Source organism: Streptomyces albiflavescens (assembly GCF_014645835.1).
In the GTDB taxonomy this organism is placed as follows: Bacteria; Actinomycetota; Actinomycetes; order Streptomycetales; family Streptomycetaceae; genus Streptomyces; species Streptomyces albiflavescens.
The window spans coordinates 277,185-295,566 of the sequence record NZ_BMMM01000004.1 but is presented as its reverse complement, the minus strand read 5'-3'; the positions used below and the strand labels follow the sequence as shown (position 1 = coordinate 295,566).

General features: G+C 71.3%; 15 protein-coding genes. 6 read left to right on the top strand and 9 right to left on the bottom strand.

Translation table 11 applies throughout. The features are described from left to right. The first annotated feature begins 141 nt into the window (after nucleotides 1-141). The 3 genes from IEY95_RS13710 to IEY95_RS13700 all read left to right on the top strand — a co-directional run bounded on the left by IEY95_RS13710 (nucleotide 142) and on the right by IEY95_RS13700 (nucleotide 5,042). Complete coding sequence (locus IEY95_RS13710) at nucleotides 142-1,638, top strand: flavin monoamine oxidase family protein (RefSeq protein ID WP_229702881.1); 1,497 nt, start codon at nucleotides 142-144, stop codon at nucleotides 1,636-1,638. 166 nt (nucleotides 1,639-1,804) lie between these two features. Further along, nucleotides 1,805-4,030, top strand: a complete 2,226-nt coding sequence (locus IEY95_RS13705) for an acetate--CoA ligase family protein (protein WP_189186264.1) — start codon at nucleotides 1,805-1,807, stop codon at nucleotides 4,028-4,030. Nucleotides 4,031-4,100: 70 nt separating this feature from the next. After that, nucleotides 4,101-5,042, top strand: coding sequence for an enoyl-CoA hydratase/isomerase family protein (locus tag IEY95_RS13700; protein ID WP_189186263.1), 942 nt, complete (start codon nucleotides 4,101-4,103; stop codon nucleotides 5,040-5,042). Nucleotides 5,043-5,063: 21 nt separating this feature from the next. On the opposite strand, the gene IEY95_RS13695 is transcribed toward IEY95_RS13700, so the two are convergent. Then, nucleotides 5,064-6,029 carry a hypothetical protein gene (locus IEY95_RS13695; RefSeq protein WP_189186262.1) on the bottom strand — a complete coding sequence of 322 codons (966 nt, stop codon included), beginning with the start codon at nucleotides 6,027-6,029 and terminating at the stop codon, nucleotides 5,064-5,066. A 135-nt stretch (nucleotides 6,030-6,164) separates the two neighbouring features. Here IEY95_RS13695 and IEY95_RS13690 point away from each other — a divergent pair, with 135 nt between their 5' ends. Then, entirely contained in the window at nucleotides 6,165-6,782 is a 618-nt protein-coding gene (locus tag IEY95_RS13690) for a flavin reductase family protein (RefSeq protein WP_189186261.1), read from the top strand. A 59-nt stretch (nucleotides 6,783-6,841) separates the two neighbouring features. On the opposite strand, the gene IEY95_RS13685 is transcribed toward IEY95_RS13690, so the two are convergent. After that, nucleotides 6,842-8,149, bottom strand: a complete 1,308-nt coding sequence (locus tag IEY95_RS13685; RefSeq protein WP_189186260.1) for an MFS transporter — start codon at nucleotides 8,147-8,149, stop codon at nucleotides 6,842-6,844. A 71-nt stretch (nucleotides 8,150-8,220) separates the two neighbouring features. Here IEY95_RS13685 and IEY95_RS13680 point away from each other — a divergent pair, with 71 nt between their 5' ends. Next, nucleotides 8,221-9,387 carry a GlxA family transcriptional regulator gene (locus IEY95_RS13680; protein WP_229702879.1) on the top strand — a complete coding sequence of 389 codons (1,167 nt, stop codon included), beginning with the start codon at nucleotides 8,221-8,223 and terminating at the stop codon, nucleotides 9,385-9,387. On the opposite strand, the gene IEY95_RS13675 is transcribed toward IEY95_RS13680, so the two are convergent. The 4 genes from IEY95_RS13675 to IEY95_RS13660 all read right to left on the bottom strand — a co-directional run bounded on the left by IEY95_RS13675 (nucleotide 9,286) and on the right by IEY95_RS13660 (nucleotide 13,903). Beyond that, nucleotides 9,286-10,569 carry an MFS transporter gene (locus IEY95_RS13675; RefSeq protein ID WP_229702876.1) on the bottom strand — a complete coding sequence of 428 codons (1,284 nt, stop codon included), beginning with the start codon at nucleotides 10,567-10,569 and terminating at the stop codon, nucleotides 9,286-9,288. The two genes, IEY95_RS13680 and IEY95_RS13675, sit on opposite strands and share 102 nt — an antisense overlap. Before the next feature lie 108 nt (nucleotides 10,570-10,677). After that, the gene (locus IEY95_RS13670; RefSeq protein ID WP_189186259.1) at nucleotides 10,678-11,727 is read right to left on the bottom strand and encodes a Zn-dependent alcohol dehydrogenase; all 1,050 of its coding nucleotides are present in this window, start codon (nucleotides 11,725-11,727) and stop codon (nucleotides 10,678-10,680) included. Between the two features lie 10 nt (nucleotides 11,728-11,737). Beyond that, nucleotides 11,738-12,895, bottom strand: coding sequence for an acyl-CoA dehydrogenase family protein (locus IEY95_RS13665; protein ID WP_189186258.1), 1,158 nt, complete (start codon nucleotides 12,893-12,895; stop codon nucleotides 11,738-11,740). A 96-nt stretch (nucleotides 12,896-12,991) separates the two neighbouring features. Continuing rightward, nucleotides 12,992-13,903, bottom strand: a complete 912-nt coding sequence (locus IEY95_RS13660) for an SDR family oxidoreductase (protein ID WP_189186257.1) — start codon at nucleotides 13,901-13,903, stop codon at nucleotides 12,992-12,994. A 96-nt stretch (nucleotides 13,904-13,999) separates the two neighbouring features. On the opposite strand from IEY95_RS13660, the gene IEY95_RS13655 reads away from it, so the two are divergent. Continuing rightward, nucleotides 14,000-14,926, top strand: coding sequence for a cyclase family protein (locus IEY95_RS13655; RefSeq protein WP_189186256.1), 927 nt, complete (start codon nucleotides 14,000-14,002; stop codon nucleotides 14,924-14,926). A 448-nt stretch (nucleotides 14,927-15,374) separates the two neighbouring features. On the opposite strand, the gene IEY95_RS13650 is transcribed toward IEY95_RS13655, so the two are convergent. From IEY95_RS13650 to IEY95_RS13640, 3 genes are all read right to left on the bottom strand, one after another. Continuing rightward, a complete protein-coding gene (locus IEY95_RS13650; protein ID WP_189186255.1) occupies nucleotides 15,375-15,836 on the bottom strand; it encodes an ATP-binding protein in 462 nt (153 codons plus the stop codon). Nucleotides 15,837-16,315: 479 nt separating this feature from the next. Beyond that, nucleotides 16,316-17,215, bottom strand: a complete 900-nt coding sequence (locus IEY95_RS13645) for an acyl-CoA dehydrogenase family protein (protein WP_189186254.1) — start codon at nucleotides 17,213-17,215, stop codon at nucleotides 16,316-16,318. A 10-nt stretch (nucleotides 17,216-17,225) separates the two neighbouring features. Next, entirely contained in the window at nucleotides 17,226-18,380 is a 1,155-nt protein-coding gene (locus IEY95_RS13640) for an acyl-CoA dehydrogenase family protein (RefSeq protein ID WP_189186253.1), read from the bottom strand. Between the last annotated feature and the right edge of the window lie 2 nt (nucleotides 18,381-18,382).

The window sequence follows — 18,382 nt, the reverse complement described above, 5'->3', positions numbered from 1 at the left end:
CAACTTCCTGACGTAGCACCTGTGTTACGCGTGCGTCAGATGTGGCGAGAGTGCTGTACCGATCCGGCCATGGGGGCCAGAATGCGAGCCCTGCTCACTTTCCAGCTCCACCCAACCTCTCGCATTCGACGGAGGATGAACGTGGCACGAGAAAGACAGCTCTCCCGGCGCTCGATACTCGGCGGCGCCGCCGCGACCGGGCTCGCGGGGGTCGCCCTCACCGGCACCACCGCCTCCGCAGCCTCCGCCGCCCGCGAGGCCCGCGAGGCCGACGTCGCCGTCGTCGGCGGCGGGCTCGCCGGACTCACCGCGGCCCGTGACCTGGTGGCGGCCGGCAGGTCCGTGGTCGTCCTGGAGGCCCGCGACCGCGTCGGCGGCCGAGTAGTCAACCTGAAGCTGGCGAACGGCGGTTTCACCGAGGGAGGCGGCGAGTTCATCGGCCCCACCCAGGACCGCATCAAGGCCCTCGCCGACTCCCTGGGCGTGGCGACCTTCGCCACGTACAACACCGGAAAGAACCTGCTCTACAAGGACGGCACCCGTACCCCCTACGCCACCGACGGCCTCCTCGGCTCGGTCCCGCCCATCGACGTCGCCGGACTCGCCAACGCCGCCGCCGTCCAGGCCCTGCTCGACGACATGGCCACGAAGGTGCCGGTCGACGCGCCCTGGACCGCCGCCAAGGCCGAGGAATGGGACCGGCAGACCTTCGAGACCTGGCTCAGGGCGAACGCCGTCATCCCCTCCGCCAAGTTCCTCTTCGACGTGGCCTGCACGTCCATCTTCTCGGCACAGCCCCGCGAACTCTCCCTCCTCCACGTCCTCTTCTACATCGCCGCCGCCGGCAACGCCTCGACCCCCGGCACCCTGGAACGACTGACCGAGACCGCCGCCGGCGCCCAGGAGAACCGCTTCGTCGGCGGTTCCCAGCAGGTGCCGATCAAGCTCGCCGCGACCCTCGGCGACCGTGTGGTGCTCGGCGCCCCGGTCCGCTCCATCACCCTGTCCGGCAGCAAGTACCTGGTGGCCGCGGACGGGATCACGGTGACCGCCCGCCGCGTCGTCGTCGCCCTGCCGCCACCGCTGGCCGCGCGCATCACGTACGACCCGCTGCTGCCCGCCGACCGCGACCAGCTCAGCCAGCGGCTGCCGATGGGCTCGATCGGCAAGGCGATCGCCGTGTACGACACCCCGTTCTGGCGCGCCGACGGTCTCAACGGCCAGGTCGTCAGCGATACCGGCATCGTCCGCTCCACCTTCGACAACTCGCCGCCCGACGCCTCCTACGGCGCCCTGATGGGCTTCATCGAGGCCGACGAGATGCGCGCGTTCGACGCTTCTTCCGTCGACGAGGTCAAGGCTGCCGTCCTCAAGGACTACGCCCTCTACTTCGGCGACAAGGCCAAGTCCCCCACCTCCTTCGTACTCCAACGCTGGGACAACGAGGGCTTCTCCCGCGGCGGCCCGGTCGCCTACGCCCCGCCCGGCGTCCTCACCGAGTACGGCCCGGCCCTGCGCAGACCGGCCGGCGGCATCCACTGGGCCGGCACCGAGACCTCCACCTACTGGAACGGCTACATGGACGGCGCCGTCCGCTCCGGCGAGCGGGTGGCGAAGGAGGTCCTGGCGGCGCTGTGACGGGTCGCTTGCCTCCGTACGGCGTTCCTGACTTCCGTGTGGCGGGTACCGCCAAGGTGCCCGCCACAGGTCTTTGCCTGCACAACGGTTCCTGACGCGGCGTCAGTTAGTTAATCTGACACTGCGTCAGTTAGAAGTTGGCTGTCACACAGGAGCGGGCGGACCGATGCTTGGATCAACCCACGGCACCCTCACCACCGACTCCCGCCGGGCCCGGGTCATCGCCTGCGGCGAGCAACCCTCACCGGTCGTGCACGGCCGGCCGGCCGAGGTCGACGACCTGGACGTCAGCGGCCGTCCGCTGTACGCCGACGTACCCGACCTGGACCGCTTCTTCCGTCCCGAGTCGGTGGCCGTCGTCGGCGCCTCGGACGCCGAGGGACGGCCGAACACCGGCATCACCCGGCAGCTGATCGCCTGGGCCGAGCGGGTCGGTGCCCGGCTGCACCCCGTACACCCCACCCGTCAGTCCGTCTTCGGCATACCCTGCTCCCCTTCCGTCGCGGACCTGCCCGAGCAGGTCGACCTGGCTGTGCTCCTGGTCGGCGACCCCCTTCCCGTGATCGAGGAACTGGCCGCTTCCAAGGTGAAGTTCGCCGTCGCGTTCGCCTCCGGGTTCGCCGAGACCGGAGCCGAGGGCGCCGCCGCTCAGACCCGCCTCGCCACCGCTGTCCGCCGCTCCGGCCTGCGGCTGCTCGGGCCCAACACCAACCTCAACGCCTTCGAGAGGTTCCGCGACGACCTCGACGGTCCAGCGATCGCGCTCATCACCCAGTCCGGCCACCAGGGACGGCCGGTGTTCGCGATGCAGGAACTGGGGGTGCGGCTCTCCCACTGGGCACCCACCGGCAATGAGGCCGACCTGGAGACCGCCGACTTCATCTCCTACTTCTCCGAACAGCCCGAGGTCGGCGCCATCGCCTGCTACGTCGAGGGACTGAAGGACGGTCGGTCCTTTATGCTCGCCGCCGACCGCGCCGCGCGGCGCGGGGTGCCCGTCGTCGCCGTCAAGGTCGGCCGCACCGAGACCGGCGCCCGTACCGCCGCCTCACACACCGGCAAGCTGACCGGCGCCGACACGGTGGTGGACGCGGCGATGCGGCAGTACGGCGTGATCCGCGTCGACGGACTCGACGAACTCCAGGACACCGCGGCCCTGTTGGCGCGCGCCCGCGCCCCCCGGGCCGACGGTGTCGTCGTCTATTCGATCTCGGGCGGCACGGGCGCGCACTTCGCGGACCTGGCGAGCGAGGCGGGCCTGTCCCTGCCCACGCTGTCGTCCGACAAGCAGACCGAGCTGCACGAGTGGATACCCGAGTACCTGAACGTCGCCAATCCCGTCGACAACGGCGGCCACCCCGTCGGCGACTGGCGCGGCCGGAAGATCATCGACGCGATCCTCGCCGATCCCGCCGTCGGGGTGCTGATCTGCCCCATCACCGGGCCCTTCCCGCCCATGAGCGACAAGCTCGCACAGGATCTGGTGGACGCCGCGGAGCAGACGGACAAGCTGGTGTGTGTGGTGTGGGGGTCGCCGGTCGGTACGGAGGCCGCGTACCGCGAGACGCTGCTCGGGTCGTCCCGGGTCGCCACCTTCCGTACCTTCGCCAACTGCATCACCGCCGTGCGCGCCTACCTGGACCATCACCGGTTCGTCTCCGCGTACCGCTCCCCCTTCGACGAGGCACCGCGCACTCCCTCGCCCTCCTTCCGCAAGGCGCAGGCGCTGATGCGTCCCGGGCAGCAGCTGAGCGAGCACGCGGCCAAGCAGCTGCTGCGCGCGTACGGGATCCGCGTGCCGCGCGAGCAGCTGGTGACCAGCGCGGCGGCTTCCGTGCGGGCGGCGAGCCAGGTCGGCTACCCCGTCGTCATGAAGGCCTCCGGCGCGCAGATCGCCCACAAGACCGAACTCGGCCTGGTGAAGATCGGGTTGACCTCCGCCAGCCAGGTCCGCGACGCCTACCGCGAGCTGACCGACATCGCGCGCTACGAAGGGATCTCGCTCGACGGGGTGCTCGTGTGCCAGATGGTCGAGCGGGGCGTCGAGATGGTCGTCGGCGTCACGCACGACGAACTCTTCGGACCGACCGTGACCGTCGGACTCGGCGGCGTCCTCGTCGAGGTGCTGCGGGACGCGGCCGTCCGCGTGCCGCCCTTCGGCGAGGACCAGGCGCGGGCCATGCTGTCCGAGCTGCGGGGGCGGGCGCTCCTCGACGGGGTCCGCGGGGGGCCGCCGGTCGATGTGGACGCGTTGCTGGAGGTCGTGATCCGGGTGCAGCGCATGGCGCTCGAGCTGGGGGACGACATCGCGGAGTTGGACATCAATCCACTGATGGTGCTGCCCAGGGGGCAGGGAGCCGTCGCGCTGGACGCGCTGGTGGTGTGCCGCTGAGCGGTCATCCGCACCTCCACGCCTCCTGAGCAAGAGGCCCGCCACTCCCCGTACGAAACGGAGTACCCCCATGTCCGACTCCCCCCGTGAATCCCCTGAATCCCGCGAATCCCCTGAACCCCGCGAGTCCGCTGAATCCGCCGAATCCCGTGCAGCTCCCGCATCCCCCGCATCCCCCGCATCCCCCGCATCCCCCGCATCCCCCGCATCCGCAGAAAAGTCCCTCGACTCATTGATACTTCACGCCACTGACAACGCCGTCTCGTGGATCACCCTCAACCGCCCCGAGGCGATGAACGCCCTCACCTGGGACCAGCGGGAACGGGTGATCGCGCTGCTCGCGGAGGCGTCCGCCGACCCGGACGTACGGGCCGTCGTCATCAGGGCGACGGGCCGCGGTTTCTGCGCCGGCGCGGACCTGCGCGGCGGACCGCCGGCCGGGGAACGGGTGCCCGGCGACGTCGCCCGCACCATCCGCCGTGGCGCCCAGCGCCTGATCGCCGCCGTCCTCGACTGCGAGAAACCGGTGATCGCGGCGGTCAACGGGACGGCGGCCGGGATCGGCGCGCATCTCGCCTTCGCCTGCGACCTCGTACTCGCGGCGGAGCCTGCCAAGTTCATCGAGGTGTTCGTGCGGCGCGGGCTCGTCCCCGACGGCGGCGGGGCCTATCTGCTGCCCCGCCTCATCGGTCCGCAGCGCGCCAAGGAGCTGATGTTCTTCGGCGACGCGCTGACGGCCGTGGACGCGGAACGGATCGGCCTGGTCAACAGGGTCGTGCCGCCGGACGAACTGGAGAAGACCGCCCGTGAGTGGTCCGAGCGCCTCGCCACCGGCCCGACCCGCGCCCTCGCTCTCACCAAACAGCTGGTCAACGCCTCCCTCGACACCGACCGCGCGACCGCCTTCGCCGCCGAGGCGGCCGCTCAGGAGATCAATATGACGACGGCCGACGCCAACGAGGGGGTCGCAAGTTTCGTTGAGCGGCGCAGCCCTCGGTACAAGGGCCGCTGAGTCGGCCGGGCGGCCGCCGGGTCAGTCCCGCTTCAAGATGCGCAGGTCCCCCGAGTCGGGGTCGCCGAACAGCACGAACAGCTCGGGGCGGGCCTCGCTGCCGCCGATGGTCCAGTACGTGTCGTGGCCGCAGTCTTCGATGCGTACGACGACGCCGTCGCGCCCCGAAGAATCACCTGTGTCGACGTACGGGTCGTAGCGGCCCTCGGTGTCGAGGAACCAACTCCCCGTCCCGTCGCACCGCGTGAATTCCTTGGTCGTCACGTCTCCGAACTCGGGCTGGGCGGGCAGCGCGGTGAGTTCGGCCCGGCCGCCGGCGCGCAGCCGCAGTACGGCGCCACCGTCGCCCCGCCAGACTCCCGCGAGCTGCTCGGCGGACAGCTTCGGGGGCTCGTACTCCTTGATGAGTCCCGTGGAAAGGCCCACGAGGCCCACGCCGGCAACCAGCACGCACGCTCCGAACGACGCGAGCGCCGAGCGGACCCAGATGCGGTGGCTGCGCGGGGCGCGGCCGGTGGCGCGCTCCCGCCGCCGGACGTACCTGACGCCCAGCGCGGGCACGACACCGGACGCCGCGATGAGCAGGGCGATCGTGCCGGTGGGCGGGACGCCGAGTACGACGGCCACGGCCGCCCAGAGCACACCGAGTACGGCCACGAACGCCAGGTGCCAGGCCTCCTCGGAGCCGCCGACGCGCCGGGTCGCGAGGCGGGCGAGCGTGGCGGCCGGCATGGTGTGCGCGGCCGCGTGCAACAGGCCCAGGACGGCGAGGAGCAGCGGGCCGAAGACGAGCATGCACAGCAGACCGGCGGCGGCGAGTCCACCGCCGGACCCCGCGCCGTGGGCGTCGTCGTCGAACGTCCCGACCCACCAGATCGCGCAGGACACCGCCAGCTGCGCCGCGCAGAGTGCCGCGGCAACGTTCAGTTCGGCGTTCGCCCAGCCCAGCCCTGAGCGCTTGGACCGCCATGTGTCTCCCCACCCCATGAGGCGAAAGATACGTGGGGGGTACGGGGGAGGGACACGGGAGGGGCGGGGCAGGGACACGGGAGGGGCGGGGCAGGGGGCGCGGGGTCGCACCCCTTCCTATCTGACGATCCGTCAGCTTCAATGGTTGATGTGATGGGACACGCAGGGATGGCGGCCGCCGCCGTCCGCTACCTCAGGTCGGCCGGGGCCCCCACCGTCGCGGGGCCCGTCGAGGCATTGCCGCGCCCGGATCTGCGCGCGGTCGGCGACGACGAACGGGCGCCGGTCGATCCGGCCGAGTTCCGCCGCGTGCTGGGGAACTTCGCCACCGGCGTGACCGTGGTGACCGCACCGGCCGGCGACGGCGAAGACATGACGGGCCCGGCCGGTTTCGCCTGCCAGTCCTTCTCCTCCCTCTCCCTCGACCCTCCGCTGGTCTGCTTCATGGTCGGCCGTACGTCGACGACCTGGCCGCGGATCGCACGCGCGGGCGTCTTCTGCGTGAACGTCCTCGGCGCCCACCAGGGCGAACTGTGCCGCGGCTTCGCGGTGAGCGGCGCGGACAAGTTCGCCGGGGTCGTGTACGACGCGGCGCCCGTCTCCGGCTCACCCCGCCTCGCGGACGCCGCGGCCTGGATCGACTGCACGATCCACGCGGTGCACACGGGCGGGGACCACCTGATCGTGGTGGGGCGGGTGAACGCGCTCGGCACCGGGGACGGCGCCGACGACATGACGCCACTGCTGTTCCACAAGGGGCGCTTCATCTAGGACCTGTCCGGACGCCCCTCATCCGGTCGACCAGGCCTGCTTCATCCCGTCGGCCTCGGTCAGGCCAGGGCCGTCGCCATCCGAACCGGTCGCCGCCGGATCACCAGCGCCATCAGCGCCGCCACCGCGCACAATGCGCCCGAGGCGTACCAGACGACGTTGTACGAGCCGAACGTGTCCCGTGCGACGCCGCCGAGGAAGGCGACGAGGGCGGCGCCGACCTGGTGCGAGGCGAGGACCCAGCCGAAGACGATGGCGCTGTCCTCGCCGTACTGCTCGCGGCACAGGGCCAGGGTGGGCGGGACCGTGGCGACCCAGTCGAGGCCGTAGAAGACGATGAAGAAGATCATCGGGGGGTGCACGGTCGAGGCCAGGAGCATCGGAAGGAAGAGCAGCGAGATGCCACGCAGCGCGTAGTACACCGCCAGCAGCCGGCGGGGCTCGAAGCGGTCGGTGAACCAGCCCGAGGCGACCGTGCCGACCACGTCGAAGACGCCGATCACCGCGAGGAGCGAGGCGGCGGCCGTGACGGGCATGCCGTGGTCGTGGGCCGCGGGCACGAAGTGGGTCTGGATCAGGCCGTTCGTGGAGGCGCCACAGATCGCGAACGTCCCCGCCAGCAGCCAGAAGGGGCCGGTACGGACCGCGGAGAGCAGGACGGTCACCGCGCGCCGGGCGGCCCCCTGCACCGGCTCGGGCTTCGGCACGAACTCCTTCGCCCCGTACGGCTTCTGACCCACGTCCGCCGGGTGGTCCCGCAGCAGCAGCCATACGAAGGGAACGACCGCGAGGGCCGCCAGGGCCACCGTCACCGCGGCGGGACGCCAGTCGTGCTCCGTGACGATCCAGGAGAGCAGCGGAAGGAAGATCAGCTGGCCGGAAGCCGAGGCCGCCGTCAGGATGCCCGTCACCAGGCCCTTCCGCTCGGTGAACCAGCGGTTCGTGACCGTCGCCGCGAACGCGAGCGCCATCGAGCCGGAGCCCAGACCGACCAGCAGGCCCCAGCAGAGCAGGAGTTGCCAGGCGGCCGTCATCCACACGGTCAGCCCGGAACCGAGCGCTATCACCGTCAGGGCGACGGCCACCACGCGCCGGATGCCGAAGCGGTCCATCAGCGCGGCCGCGAAGGGCGCCGTCAGTCCGTACAGCGCGAGGTTGATCGAGACCGCCGCGCCGATCGTGCCGCGCGACCAGTGGAACTCCTGGTGCAGCGGATCGATCAGCAGCCCCGGCAGCGAACGGAAGGCCGCCGCACCGATGATCGTCACGAAGGTGACGGCGGCGACGAACCATGCGCGGTGGATACGGGGGCGGCCCGGGACGGAGGGCTCCTGTGTGGGGGTGATGGCATCGGTTGTCTGGGTCACGTCATAGAGCTTCCGGGATCGGGCCCCGGCGAACCACTGGCCCAAGGGACAGCATTCGCTAGGATCGGGCCATGGCCGAACAGCAGGCACCTTCGCACACCGCACCCGCGCAGACGGCGCCCTCGCAGCAGCCACCCGCGCACACGGCACCCGCGCAGACGGCACCCTCGCACACGGCGCCCTCGCAGCAGGCACCCGCACCGGCAGCAGCCTCCCGGCAGCAGGTGCCCTCCAGCCATCGCGTCGTCGTCCTCGCCCTCGACGGGCTGCTGCCCTTCGAGCTGGGCATCCCGCAACGCATCTTCGGCAAGGCACGCGACGCGGACGGACGGCCCCTGTACGACGTCGTCACCTGCTCGGTCCGGCCGCCCGGCCCGGTCGCGACGGACGCCGACTTCGCCGTCCTCGTCGCGAACGGCCCGGAGACGCTGGCCACCGCCGACACCGTCGTCGTCCCCGCCTCGTACGAACTCGGCCCCGTCTACGAGGAAGGCGTGCTCACCCCCGAACTGGCCGCCGCCTTCGCCCACATCCGCCCCGGCACCCGCCTCGTCTCCATCTGCACCGGCGGCTATGTCCTCGCCGCCGCCGGCTGTCTCGACGGCCGCCCGGCCACCACGCACTGGATGCACGCCGAGCACTTCCAGGAGCTCTTCCCCCGGATCAACGTCGACGCCGATGTGCTCTTCATCGACGACGGGGACGTCCTCACCTCCGCCGGTGTCGCGGCCGGTATCGACCTGTGCCTCCATCTCGTACGCCGCGACCACGGCGCCGCCGTCGCCAACGAGGTGGCCCGCCGCACCGTCGTACCACCGCACCGCGACGGCGGCCAGGCGCAGTACATCCAGCGCCCCGTGCCGGACGCGCAGGCGGCCGGCACGACCGCCGCCCGCGCCTGGGCGCTCGGCCGCCTCCACGAGCCGATCCAGCTGCGCGACATGGCCGAGCAGGAGTCCATGTCCGTACGCACCTTCACGCGCCGCTTCCGCGAGGAGGTCGGCGTCAGCCCCGGGCAGTGGCTCACCCAGCAGCGCGTCGAACGGGCCCGGCACCTGCTGGAGTCCAGCGACCTGTCGATCGACCACGTGGCGCGGGACGCCGGCTTCGGCACGGCCCAGTCGATGCGGCAGCACCTACAGGCGGCGCTCGGTGTCACTCCCACTGCATATCGGCGCACGTTCCGGTCCGGGGCCGGCGGGGCTTTCGACAACTCCCTTGTCTCCTCTGGAGGCTGAGCGCTCACCCGCGCTCACCACGCTCGCCGTCCGGCGGCTCTCCCCCAGCGCGCCCACAGCGGTGAGCAGCAGGGTGAGCCCGACTCCGGCCAGGATCGCGGTCGAGGGCGCCACGAAGTGGAGCAGGGCTCCCGCGAGGGAGCCGGTCGCGGCGTAACCCGCGCCCACGGCCGCGTACATCACCGAGTAGCCCGCGGCCAGCGCGCTCGGCGGGAGGATCTCGCGCAGCGACAGGTTGCGGGTGAGCATGGCGCCCGCCTGCAGCACTCCCGCGAGGACGAGCGCCGCCGCCATCCAGGCGAGGGCCGGTATCAGCGCGACCAGCGCCACGCACGCGGACATCGCGCAGAGCAGCAGCACGCTTCGGGTCCGCAGTCGGCCCGGCCAGTCGCGCAGCCCGTACAGGAACGCACCCGCCGCCGAGCCCAGCGACAGTCCCGTGAGCAGCGGGCCCGCCCAGCCGACACCCGTGCCGCGCTGTTCGAGGAGGGCGGGCAGGACGAGTTCGGCGAGGGCGAGGAGGGAGAGACCGGCCGCGCCCGTCACGTACGCCGGCCAGGCCCTCGACAGGATCCGTGCCATCGACTCGCCGTCGCGATCCGCCTCGTCCGCGGCCCAGCCCGCGGGCAGCATCCACAGGCCGGCGACCGACGACGCCATCAGGGCGGCCGCGAGGAGCAGCGGGATCCTGGGGGCGACGCCCAGCGCGAGGCCGGTGACCGCCGCCGGGGTCAGGGACCATATGCCGAACGTCAGCATCGACTCGGCGGACAGGGCCTGGGCCACGGCGCGCTTCGGGACCATGGCGGTGAGCAGAGCGCGCAGGCCGCCGGGAGCGGCGGAGGGGGCGGCGCCGGCGAGGGCGGCGAACGCAGCGAGTATCGCCGGGTGCGCGTGCGGGAACGCGGCCAGGCCCGCGAAGCCGGTGGCGCCTCCCGCCAGGCCCACGGCCAGTTGCGGGCGGGCTCTGTGGGGGCGCATGCGGGTGCCCAGGAAGGGGGCGCCCGCGATTTCACCGATCACGTACGCCGCTGCCAGGGCCGCGCCGAGAGAGTAGCCGCCGGGGCGCTCGCGGGTCAGGAACACCAGGGCCAAGGGGGCCATGGCCACCGGCATGCGGGCGCCGATGGCCACGACGGCCCAGGCCAGGGCCTGTTTGGAGGCGACGTCTCGGTAGGTCATGCGATGACGGTACGGGGCGGGTCCGACAGGGGCCCATGAGATTTCCCGCCCTGTGGACAACTGTCCGCCCCTCGCCGCACCGCACCCACGCTCGGAGCCGGGCCGCCGCTAGAACGTCAGCACCGCCCTCGCCACCCTCCCCTCATGCGCGTCCTGGGCCGCCTTGTCGAATTCCTCCACCGGGTAGGTGGCCGTCACCAGTTCGTCCAGGAGCAGGCGGCCCTCCCGGTACAGGTCCGCGTACAGGGCGATGTCACGCTGTGGGCGCGACGAACCGTAGCGGCAGCCGAGGATCGACTTGTCCAGGTACATGGACGAGACGAGGAAGGACGCCTCGGCCGTCGCCGGCGGGACTCCGAGGAGGACCGCTTGGCCGTGGCGGTTCAGCGAGTCGATGGCCTGGCGGATGAGTTCGATCCGTCCGACGCACTCGAAGGCGTGGTCCGCGCCCAGGGGGAGGATGTCCTTCACGCCCTCCGTCGAGGCCAGGAAGTGCGTCGCGCCGAATTGGCGTGCCACCGACTCCTTCGCCGGGTTGGAGTCGACCGCGACGATCTTCAAGGCGCCCGCGATCCGGGCGCCCTGGATGACGTTGAGGCCGATGCCGCCGGTGCCGATGACCAGGACGCTGTCGCCGTGGTTCACGCGGGCACGGTTCAGGACGGCGCCGACGCCCGTCAGAACGCCGCAGCCGATGAGCGCGGCCGACGTCAGAGGGATGTCCTTCGGGATCCGCACCGCCTGGACCGCCTTCACCAACGTCCGTTCCGCGAAAGCCGAGTTGGAGGCGAACTGGTACAGCGGCCGTCCGTCCCGCGCGAACGGCTGCTGCGGCATTCCGATGGCCTTGCGGCACATCGTCGGCCGTCCCCGGTCGCACTCGGCGCAGGCCCCGCAGTTGGCGAGCGTGGACAGCGACACATGGTCGCCGGGCTCGACATGAGTGACGCCGGCGCCCACCGCCTCCACCACACCCGCGCCCTCATGGCCGAGCACCACGGGAACGGGGAACGGTATGGTCCCGTCCACCACGGAGAGGTCGCTGTGGCACAGCCCGGCCGCGGAGATCGCGACCCGTACCTCCCCCGGCCCCGGATCCCGTATCTCCAGATCGTCCACGACCTGGGTCTGCTTCCCGTCGAAGATCACGCCTCGCATCGCGACTCCCTCAGCCCTTGGGCTCCCTAGGCAGGCCGAGCACGCGCTCGGCGATGATCGTGCGCTGAATCTCGTCCGAACCGCCGTAGATCGTGTCGGCCCGGCTGAACAGGAACAGGTGCTGGAGGGCGTCGAGTTCGTACGGTGCCGTCGCCGACCAGTCCGCCGGGCCCACCGCCGCCCCCGCCCCCCGCACCTGCACCGCCAGCTCACCGAGCCGCCGGTGCCAGCCACCCCACAGCAGCTTCGCCACGCTGGGCGCCCCGGCATCTCCAGGGATTCCGGAACTCCCCAGCGTGCGCAGGGCGTTCCAGCGCATCGTGCGCAGCTCGGCCCACTGGCGTACGAGCCGGTCGCGTACGACGGGATCGGCGACCGCGCCGGTCGCGGCGGCCGTCTTCACCACGCGCCCCAACTCCTCGGCGAAGCCGATCTGTTGGGCCAGCGTCGACACGCCTCGCTCGAAGCCGAGGAGACTCATCGCGACACCCCAGCCATTCCCCTCGCCGCCGACCACGTGCTCGGCACGGGCCGAGGCGCCGTCGAAGAAGACCTCGTTGAACTCGCTCGTGCCGGTCAGCTGGCGGATCGGGCGGACCTCGATGCGGCCCGGCTGGTCCATCGGGACGAGAAGGAAGGACAGGCCGTGGTGGCGGGTGGAGTCCGGTTGCGTACGGGCGAGCACGAAGCACCAGTCCGCCTCGTGGGCGAGGGACGTCCATATCTTCTGGCCGGTGACCCGGTAGGAGCCGGAGTCGCCGTCGCGTACGGCAGCGGTGCGCACGCCCGCCAGGTCCGAGCCGGCTCCCGGCTCGCTGTAGCCCTGGCACCAGAGTTCCTCGCCCCGGGCGACGGGAGGCAGGAAGCGGGCCTTCTGTTCCTGCGTTCCGTGGGCGATGAGGGTTGGCGCCAGGAGGTTCTCGCCGATGTGGCCCGAGCGGGCGGGGGCTTTCGCCCGGGCGTACTCCTCGGCCCAGACGACCTGTTGGGTCAGGCTGCCGCGCCGGTTGCCGTATCCGGACTCGTCCCAGCCGAGGCCGATCCAGCCGTCCCGGCCGAGCTCACGTTCCCAGTCCCGACGGGCGGGGGCACCGGTGAGGTGCGCCTCCAGCCAGGCGCGTGCCTCCCCCCGGAACGTCTCGTCCTCCGGGCCGAATCCGAACTCCACGGTTGCCGCCTCCACGTTGGCCGACTGGATGTCGCTTGCCTGGGTACCCGGGGTTCGGGCCGAGCGAGGGGTGGATCGCGCGGCCCGGCGAAACCCCTAGGCGTTCGGGCGTTCCTTGGAAGCCGCCGCTCGGGCCATCGCCTCCACCCGCTCCAGCAGCGGCATCGGATCCACCCCCACGGTCCCCGGCAGGAAGTCCGCGATCTTCTCGGCGGTCCAGGTGCCCTCGGCGTATCCGGCGCGAAGTTCCCGGGGCTGGGCCCACACCGCGATCTTGGGGCCGGCGATGGTGTACACCTGCCCGGTGATCCGTTCCTCCCGAGCGCGGTCCGACAGCAGGTAGACCACCAGCGCGGCCACATCCTCCGGTTCGCCGATCTCCTTCAGCTCCATGGGGACGTTCGCCGACATGCGCGTCCGCGCGACGGGGGCGACCGCGTTCGCCGTGACCCCGTACTTGTGCAGGCCGAGCGCGGCGCTCCGGACGAGGGAGATGATTCCGCCCTTCGCGGCGCTGTAGTTGGCCTGCGACACCGACCCCTGGTGATTGCCACTGGTGAAACCGATCAGCGTCCCGGAGCCCTGCTTGCGCATCACCGCGGAGGCGGCGCGGAAGAGCGTGAACGTGCCCTTGAGGTGGGTGGCGACCACCGGGTCCCATTCCTGCTCGGACATGTTGAAGAGCATGCGCTCGCGAAGGATGCCGGCCACGCACACCACTCCGTCGATGCGCCCGTACGACGTCAGCGCAGCGTCGACGACCCGCTGCCCGCCCGCCATCGTCGAGATGTCGTCGGCCACCGCGACCGCGTCGCCGCCCGCCGCCTCGATCTCCTTGACGACGGCGTCGGCGACCGAACTCGTCGGCTCCGCGCCCTCGATGGAGACGCCGTAGTCGTTGACCACGACGCGCGCGCCCTCGGCCGCCGCGGCGAGGGCGACGGCACGGCCGATCCCCCGCCCCGCCCCCGTGACGGCGATGACCTTGCCTGCCAAGAAGTTCCCCACGCCCGGCCCCTTCCCGCAGTTTCTGACGGTCCGTTAGATTCAACTCGGATTCTACGACCCGTCAGATACCTGGAGACAAGCCCCCGGGGAGGACTCATGTCACTGCCGGCCGAGTTCCACGAGATCGCCAAGCGAGTCAACAACTGGGGGCGATGGGGGGCCGACGACGAGATCGGGACCCTGAATCTCATCACCGACGACGTCGTACGGGAGGCCGCCGGCTGCGTCCGCAGTGGCCGCCGCGTCCCCCTCGCCCTCCCCCTCCGGCAGGACGGCGTACAGACCGGCATGATCCCGGGGCGCGTCAATCCGCTGCACGCCATGGTGCAGATCAATCAGGAGCTCTTCGGGCCGGGCACCGTGGCCTGCAGCGACGACGCCGTGACCATGGGGCTCCAGGCGGCGACCCACTGGGACGCGCTGACCCATGTCTCACACTCCGGGAAGCTCTACAACGGCCGCCCGGCCGACACGATCACCCCGCACGGCGGCGCCGAATTCAGCGGGATCGACAAGCCGCGGCACATCGTCTCGCGCGGCGTACTGCTCGACGTCGCGCGAGCGCGGGGCAAGGACCGGCTGGACGGCGGGCATGCCGTGACACCCGAAGACCTGGACGCCGCCGAGGAGTTGGCCGGGACACGAGTACGGGCGGGCGACATCGTCCTCGTACGGACCGGGCAGATCCAGGTGTATCTCGCGGGCGACAAGGACGGGTACGGATATCCGTCACCCGGGCTGTCCGTCCGTACCCCGGAGTGGTTCCACGCGCGCGATGTCGCGGCGGTCGCGAACGACACCCTCACCTTCGAGATCTTTCCGCCCGAGATCGAGGACCTCTGGCTGCCCGTGCACGCGCTCGACCTGGTCGAGATGGGGATGCTGCAGGGCCAGAACTGGAATCTCGAAGGGTTGTCCACAGCCTGTGGAAAAGAAGGGCGCTACACCTTCCTGCTGTCGGCGATGCCCGAACCCTTCGTAGGCGGCACGGGCACACCGGTGGCGCCGGTCGCCCTGCTGTAGAAGCCCTGCCGCACAAGCCCGCGCAAGAGGAGAGCGCCCAAAAGCCCACCCGGGGCAGGGGGCACGGGACAAGCCCGTCCAGGAGAGGGTCGGCTGGCGGCGCGTCACTGCTCGCCCCGAGCACGGCACCGCGCGCCGCCATCCGGCTCCGGCGTACCCGCCCTGCTCCTCCTGGCCCTGTAGGAGCCGACGCCGAATCGCGACCCACACTCGCCGAGGGCTCCCGTCACCGAAACCCTCGCCGTCCCCTCGCGGCGAATCGCTGAACACAAGCGTGATCAAACGGACACGTCACGTCAACACCCGTTCGGGGAATTATCAGTTTACGTCCCATTTATGACAGCGCGTACAGAAGCACTCCCCGGCGCATTCAGCCACAACCGAGGTTCTGTTCACGAGGTTCGTGCATACATGCGCGAACCCGTGCGCCCACCACAGAATCTGCGGCCTAGACCGCCTCGTACGCGAAGTCCTCGTACGCCGGATACGCGGTCTGCCCCAAAGCTTCGGGCGCACAGCGGTCCACCTCGCACCAGATGCGCTTGCCGGCGCCTTCAGGGTTCCAGCCCCAGCGGTCCGCGAGGCCGTCCACGAGTTCCAGGCCGCGGCCATTGGTCTCGTCGCCCTCGGCGTGCCGGGGGCACGGGGGCCGGGCGCTGGAGTCGGCCACTTCCAGGCGGACGGTGGCGGCCTCGGCCCCGCCCGGCAGGGACAGCCGCAGCACAGCCGGACAGCCGGTGTGCACCACGGCGTTGGTGACGAGTTCGGAGACGAGCAGGATCAGTGTCTCGGCGAGCGGTTCGTCGGCCCCTATCCCGGACCCGGCCAGCCGCGAACGGGCCCACCTCCGGGCTCGCCCCACCTCTGCCGGGTCGGGCCGGATCTCCAGCTGCACTTGAAGCACCTGCACCGCTCACACCATCCGAACCGGCGGACACATCGCCTCGCGCCTCACAAGGGCCACGATCGTAGCCATTTTCTGCATGGCCAGAACAAGGATCACGGAACGTGATTCCCTTGCGAGACAGCATGGTTGACGTACAGTCACCCCAACAAGCGCTTCGGGCATATTCCAGCGCGAAGGAGTACGCGTGCGGCATACTGTGCGACGCTCGCCACGGGGAGTCGAACAGGCAGGCACGGGGGCCCGTCCTGCCTCGCGAGCGGCACGCAACGCCGGGTCCGGCGCCGCCTCAGGGGCAACACCGGGATGGCTCAGCCTCAGAACCACTCGCATCCCACACAAGGTACCCGAGCCCGGCGCCGACTCCAGGCCGTGACAAGTCACGCCTAGGACACAACCCGGTATCAACGCTCTGTAATTCCGGTATGCCACGATCCGCGACATTCGTGCGAGCCCTTCTCGCGTCGTGCCTGCACAGAGCCCCTTCAGTCCGCTCCGGCCAAGAGATCGTCCGCCAACATGCCCTCACTCTGTGTTACTCCACCCGCACGCTGCGTCCGTACCCATGCCCTCTTGAGATACAGATGGACGTCGGACTCCCAGGTGAAGCCCATGCCGCCGTGCACCTGGAGGCAGTCGCGGGCGCCGCGCACGGCGGCCTCGTCGGCGAGCAGCCGGGCCGCGGCGACATCCGTCGGGTCGGCGGTCACGGCGGCCGCGTAGACGGCCGCGCGCGCCACCTCCACGCGCACCAGCATCTGCGCGCACAGGTGCTTGATCGCCTGGAAGGCCCCGATCGGCTGCCCGAACTGCTCCCGCGTCCGGGCGTGTTGCACCGCCAGCTCGCAGGTGCGGGCGGCGCCGCCGAGCTGTTCGGCGGCGGTGAGAAGCGAGGTGAGGAGTGCGGCGTCGGGGTCGGCCCCCAGGGATACGCCGGGCGCAGGCACCCGGTGCAGCGGCGTCAGCGGATCGACCGACCGCAGCGGCTCGGCGCCGGTCGCGTCCCCTCGTACGACATCGGCCTCGGCCAGCCACTCCACCAGCACCCCGTCGACGGCGGCCACCACGGTCTCGCCGGTGGCCGCCCCGTCCACCGTGCCGGCCGCGAGGTACGTCGCGATCAGCGGGCCGGACAGCAGCACCCGCCCCGCCTCCTCGAAGGCCAGCACCGCTTCCGGCAGTCCGAGTCCGACCCCGCCGTCCGCCTCCGGCAGCCGCAGTGCGAAGAGCCCCGCCTCCCCGAGCTCGCGCCACAGCGACCGGTCGAGCCCCGGCGGCCCGTCGTCCGCACCGGCCCGCAGTCGCTCCCGGCCGAAGCGCGCGGTCAGCAGCTCACGCACACCCGCCTTCAACGCCCGTTGATCATCCGTGAGTTGGAAGTCCACTTCGGAGAGCTCACCGCCCCTTGGGAAGGCCCAGGATCCGCTCGGCCACGATGTTCTGCTGGATCTGCGAGGTACCGGCCGCGATGGTGTACGACAGTGACGAGAGCCGGTCCAAAGTCCACTCCCGCCCGAGGTCGAGCGCCTCGGGACCGAGGACCTCGGCGGCCGCGTCGTACAGCTCCTGGCGCGTGTGCGAGTACCGCAGCTTGAAGACCGAGCCGCCGACTCCGGGCACTCCCCCGGTCCGCTGCGACTCGCTGACGTTCCACTGCGTGAGCCGCCACAGGGCGCGGAACTCGGCGTTCAGCCGGCCGAGCCGACGGCGCAGCGCGGGATCGTCCCAGCGGCCGTTCTTTCGCGCCTCGCGGGCGAGTTCGCCCAGCACGCGCCGACAGGCGACGACCTCTCCGACGAAGGCGGTACCGCGCTCGTACGACAGCGTCACCATGGTCACCCGCCAGCCGTCGTTCTCGGCGCCGACGCGGTGGGCGACCGGGATGCGCACCTCGTCGAGGAAGACCTCGGCGAACTCGGCGGAGCCCGCGAGCGTGCGCAGCGGCCGGACGGTGATCCCGGGCGCGTCCATGGGCATGGCGAGCCACGAGATGCCGCGGTGCCTGGGGGCGGTGGCGTCGGTGCGGACCAGCAGCTCGCACCAGTCCGCGACCTCCGCGTGGGAAGTCCAGATCTTGGACCCGCTCACCACGTAGTCGTCGCCGTCCCGCCACGCGCGCGTGCGCAGCGCCGCGAGGTCCGAGCCGGCGTCCGGCTCGCTGAAGCCCTGGCACCAGACCTCCTCGCCGCGCAGCACGGGCGGCAGCCAGCGCGCCCGCTGTTCGGCACTCCCTTCGGAGGCGATGGTCGGCCCGGCGTGCAGCAGCCCGACGAAATTGGCCCCTACATAGGGAGCACCCGCCTTTTCCGTCTCCTCCAGGTAGATGAGGTGCTGCGTCGGGGTGGCGCCCCGACCGCCCGCGTCGACGGGCCAGTGCAGGCCCGCGTACCCGGCGTCGTACAGCATCCGCTGCCAGCCGAGGTCGTAGGTCCGTCTGCCCGGCCAGTCGTCGGGGGACGGCTTCGGGGGCAGCGAGGGGAGCACCTTGGCGAGCCACTCGCGCAGCCGTGCGCGGAACTCCTCCTCTTCCGGGGTGTACGCCAGGTCCACTA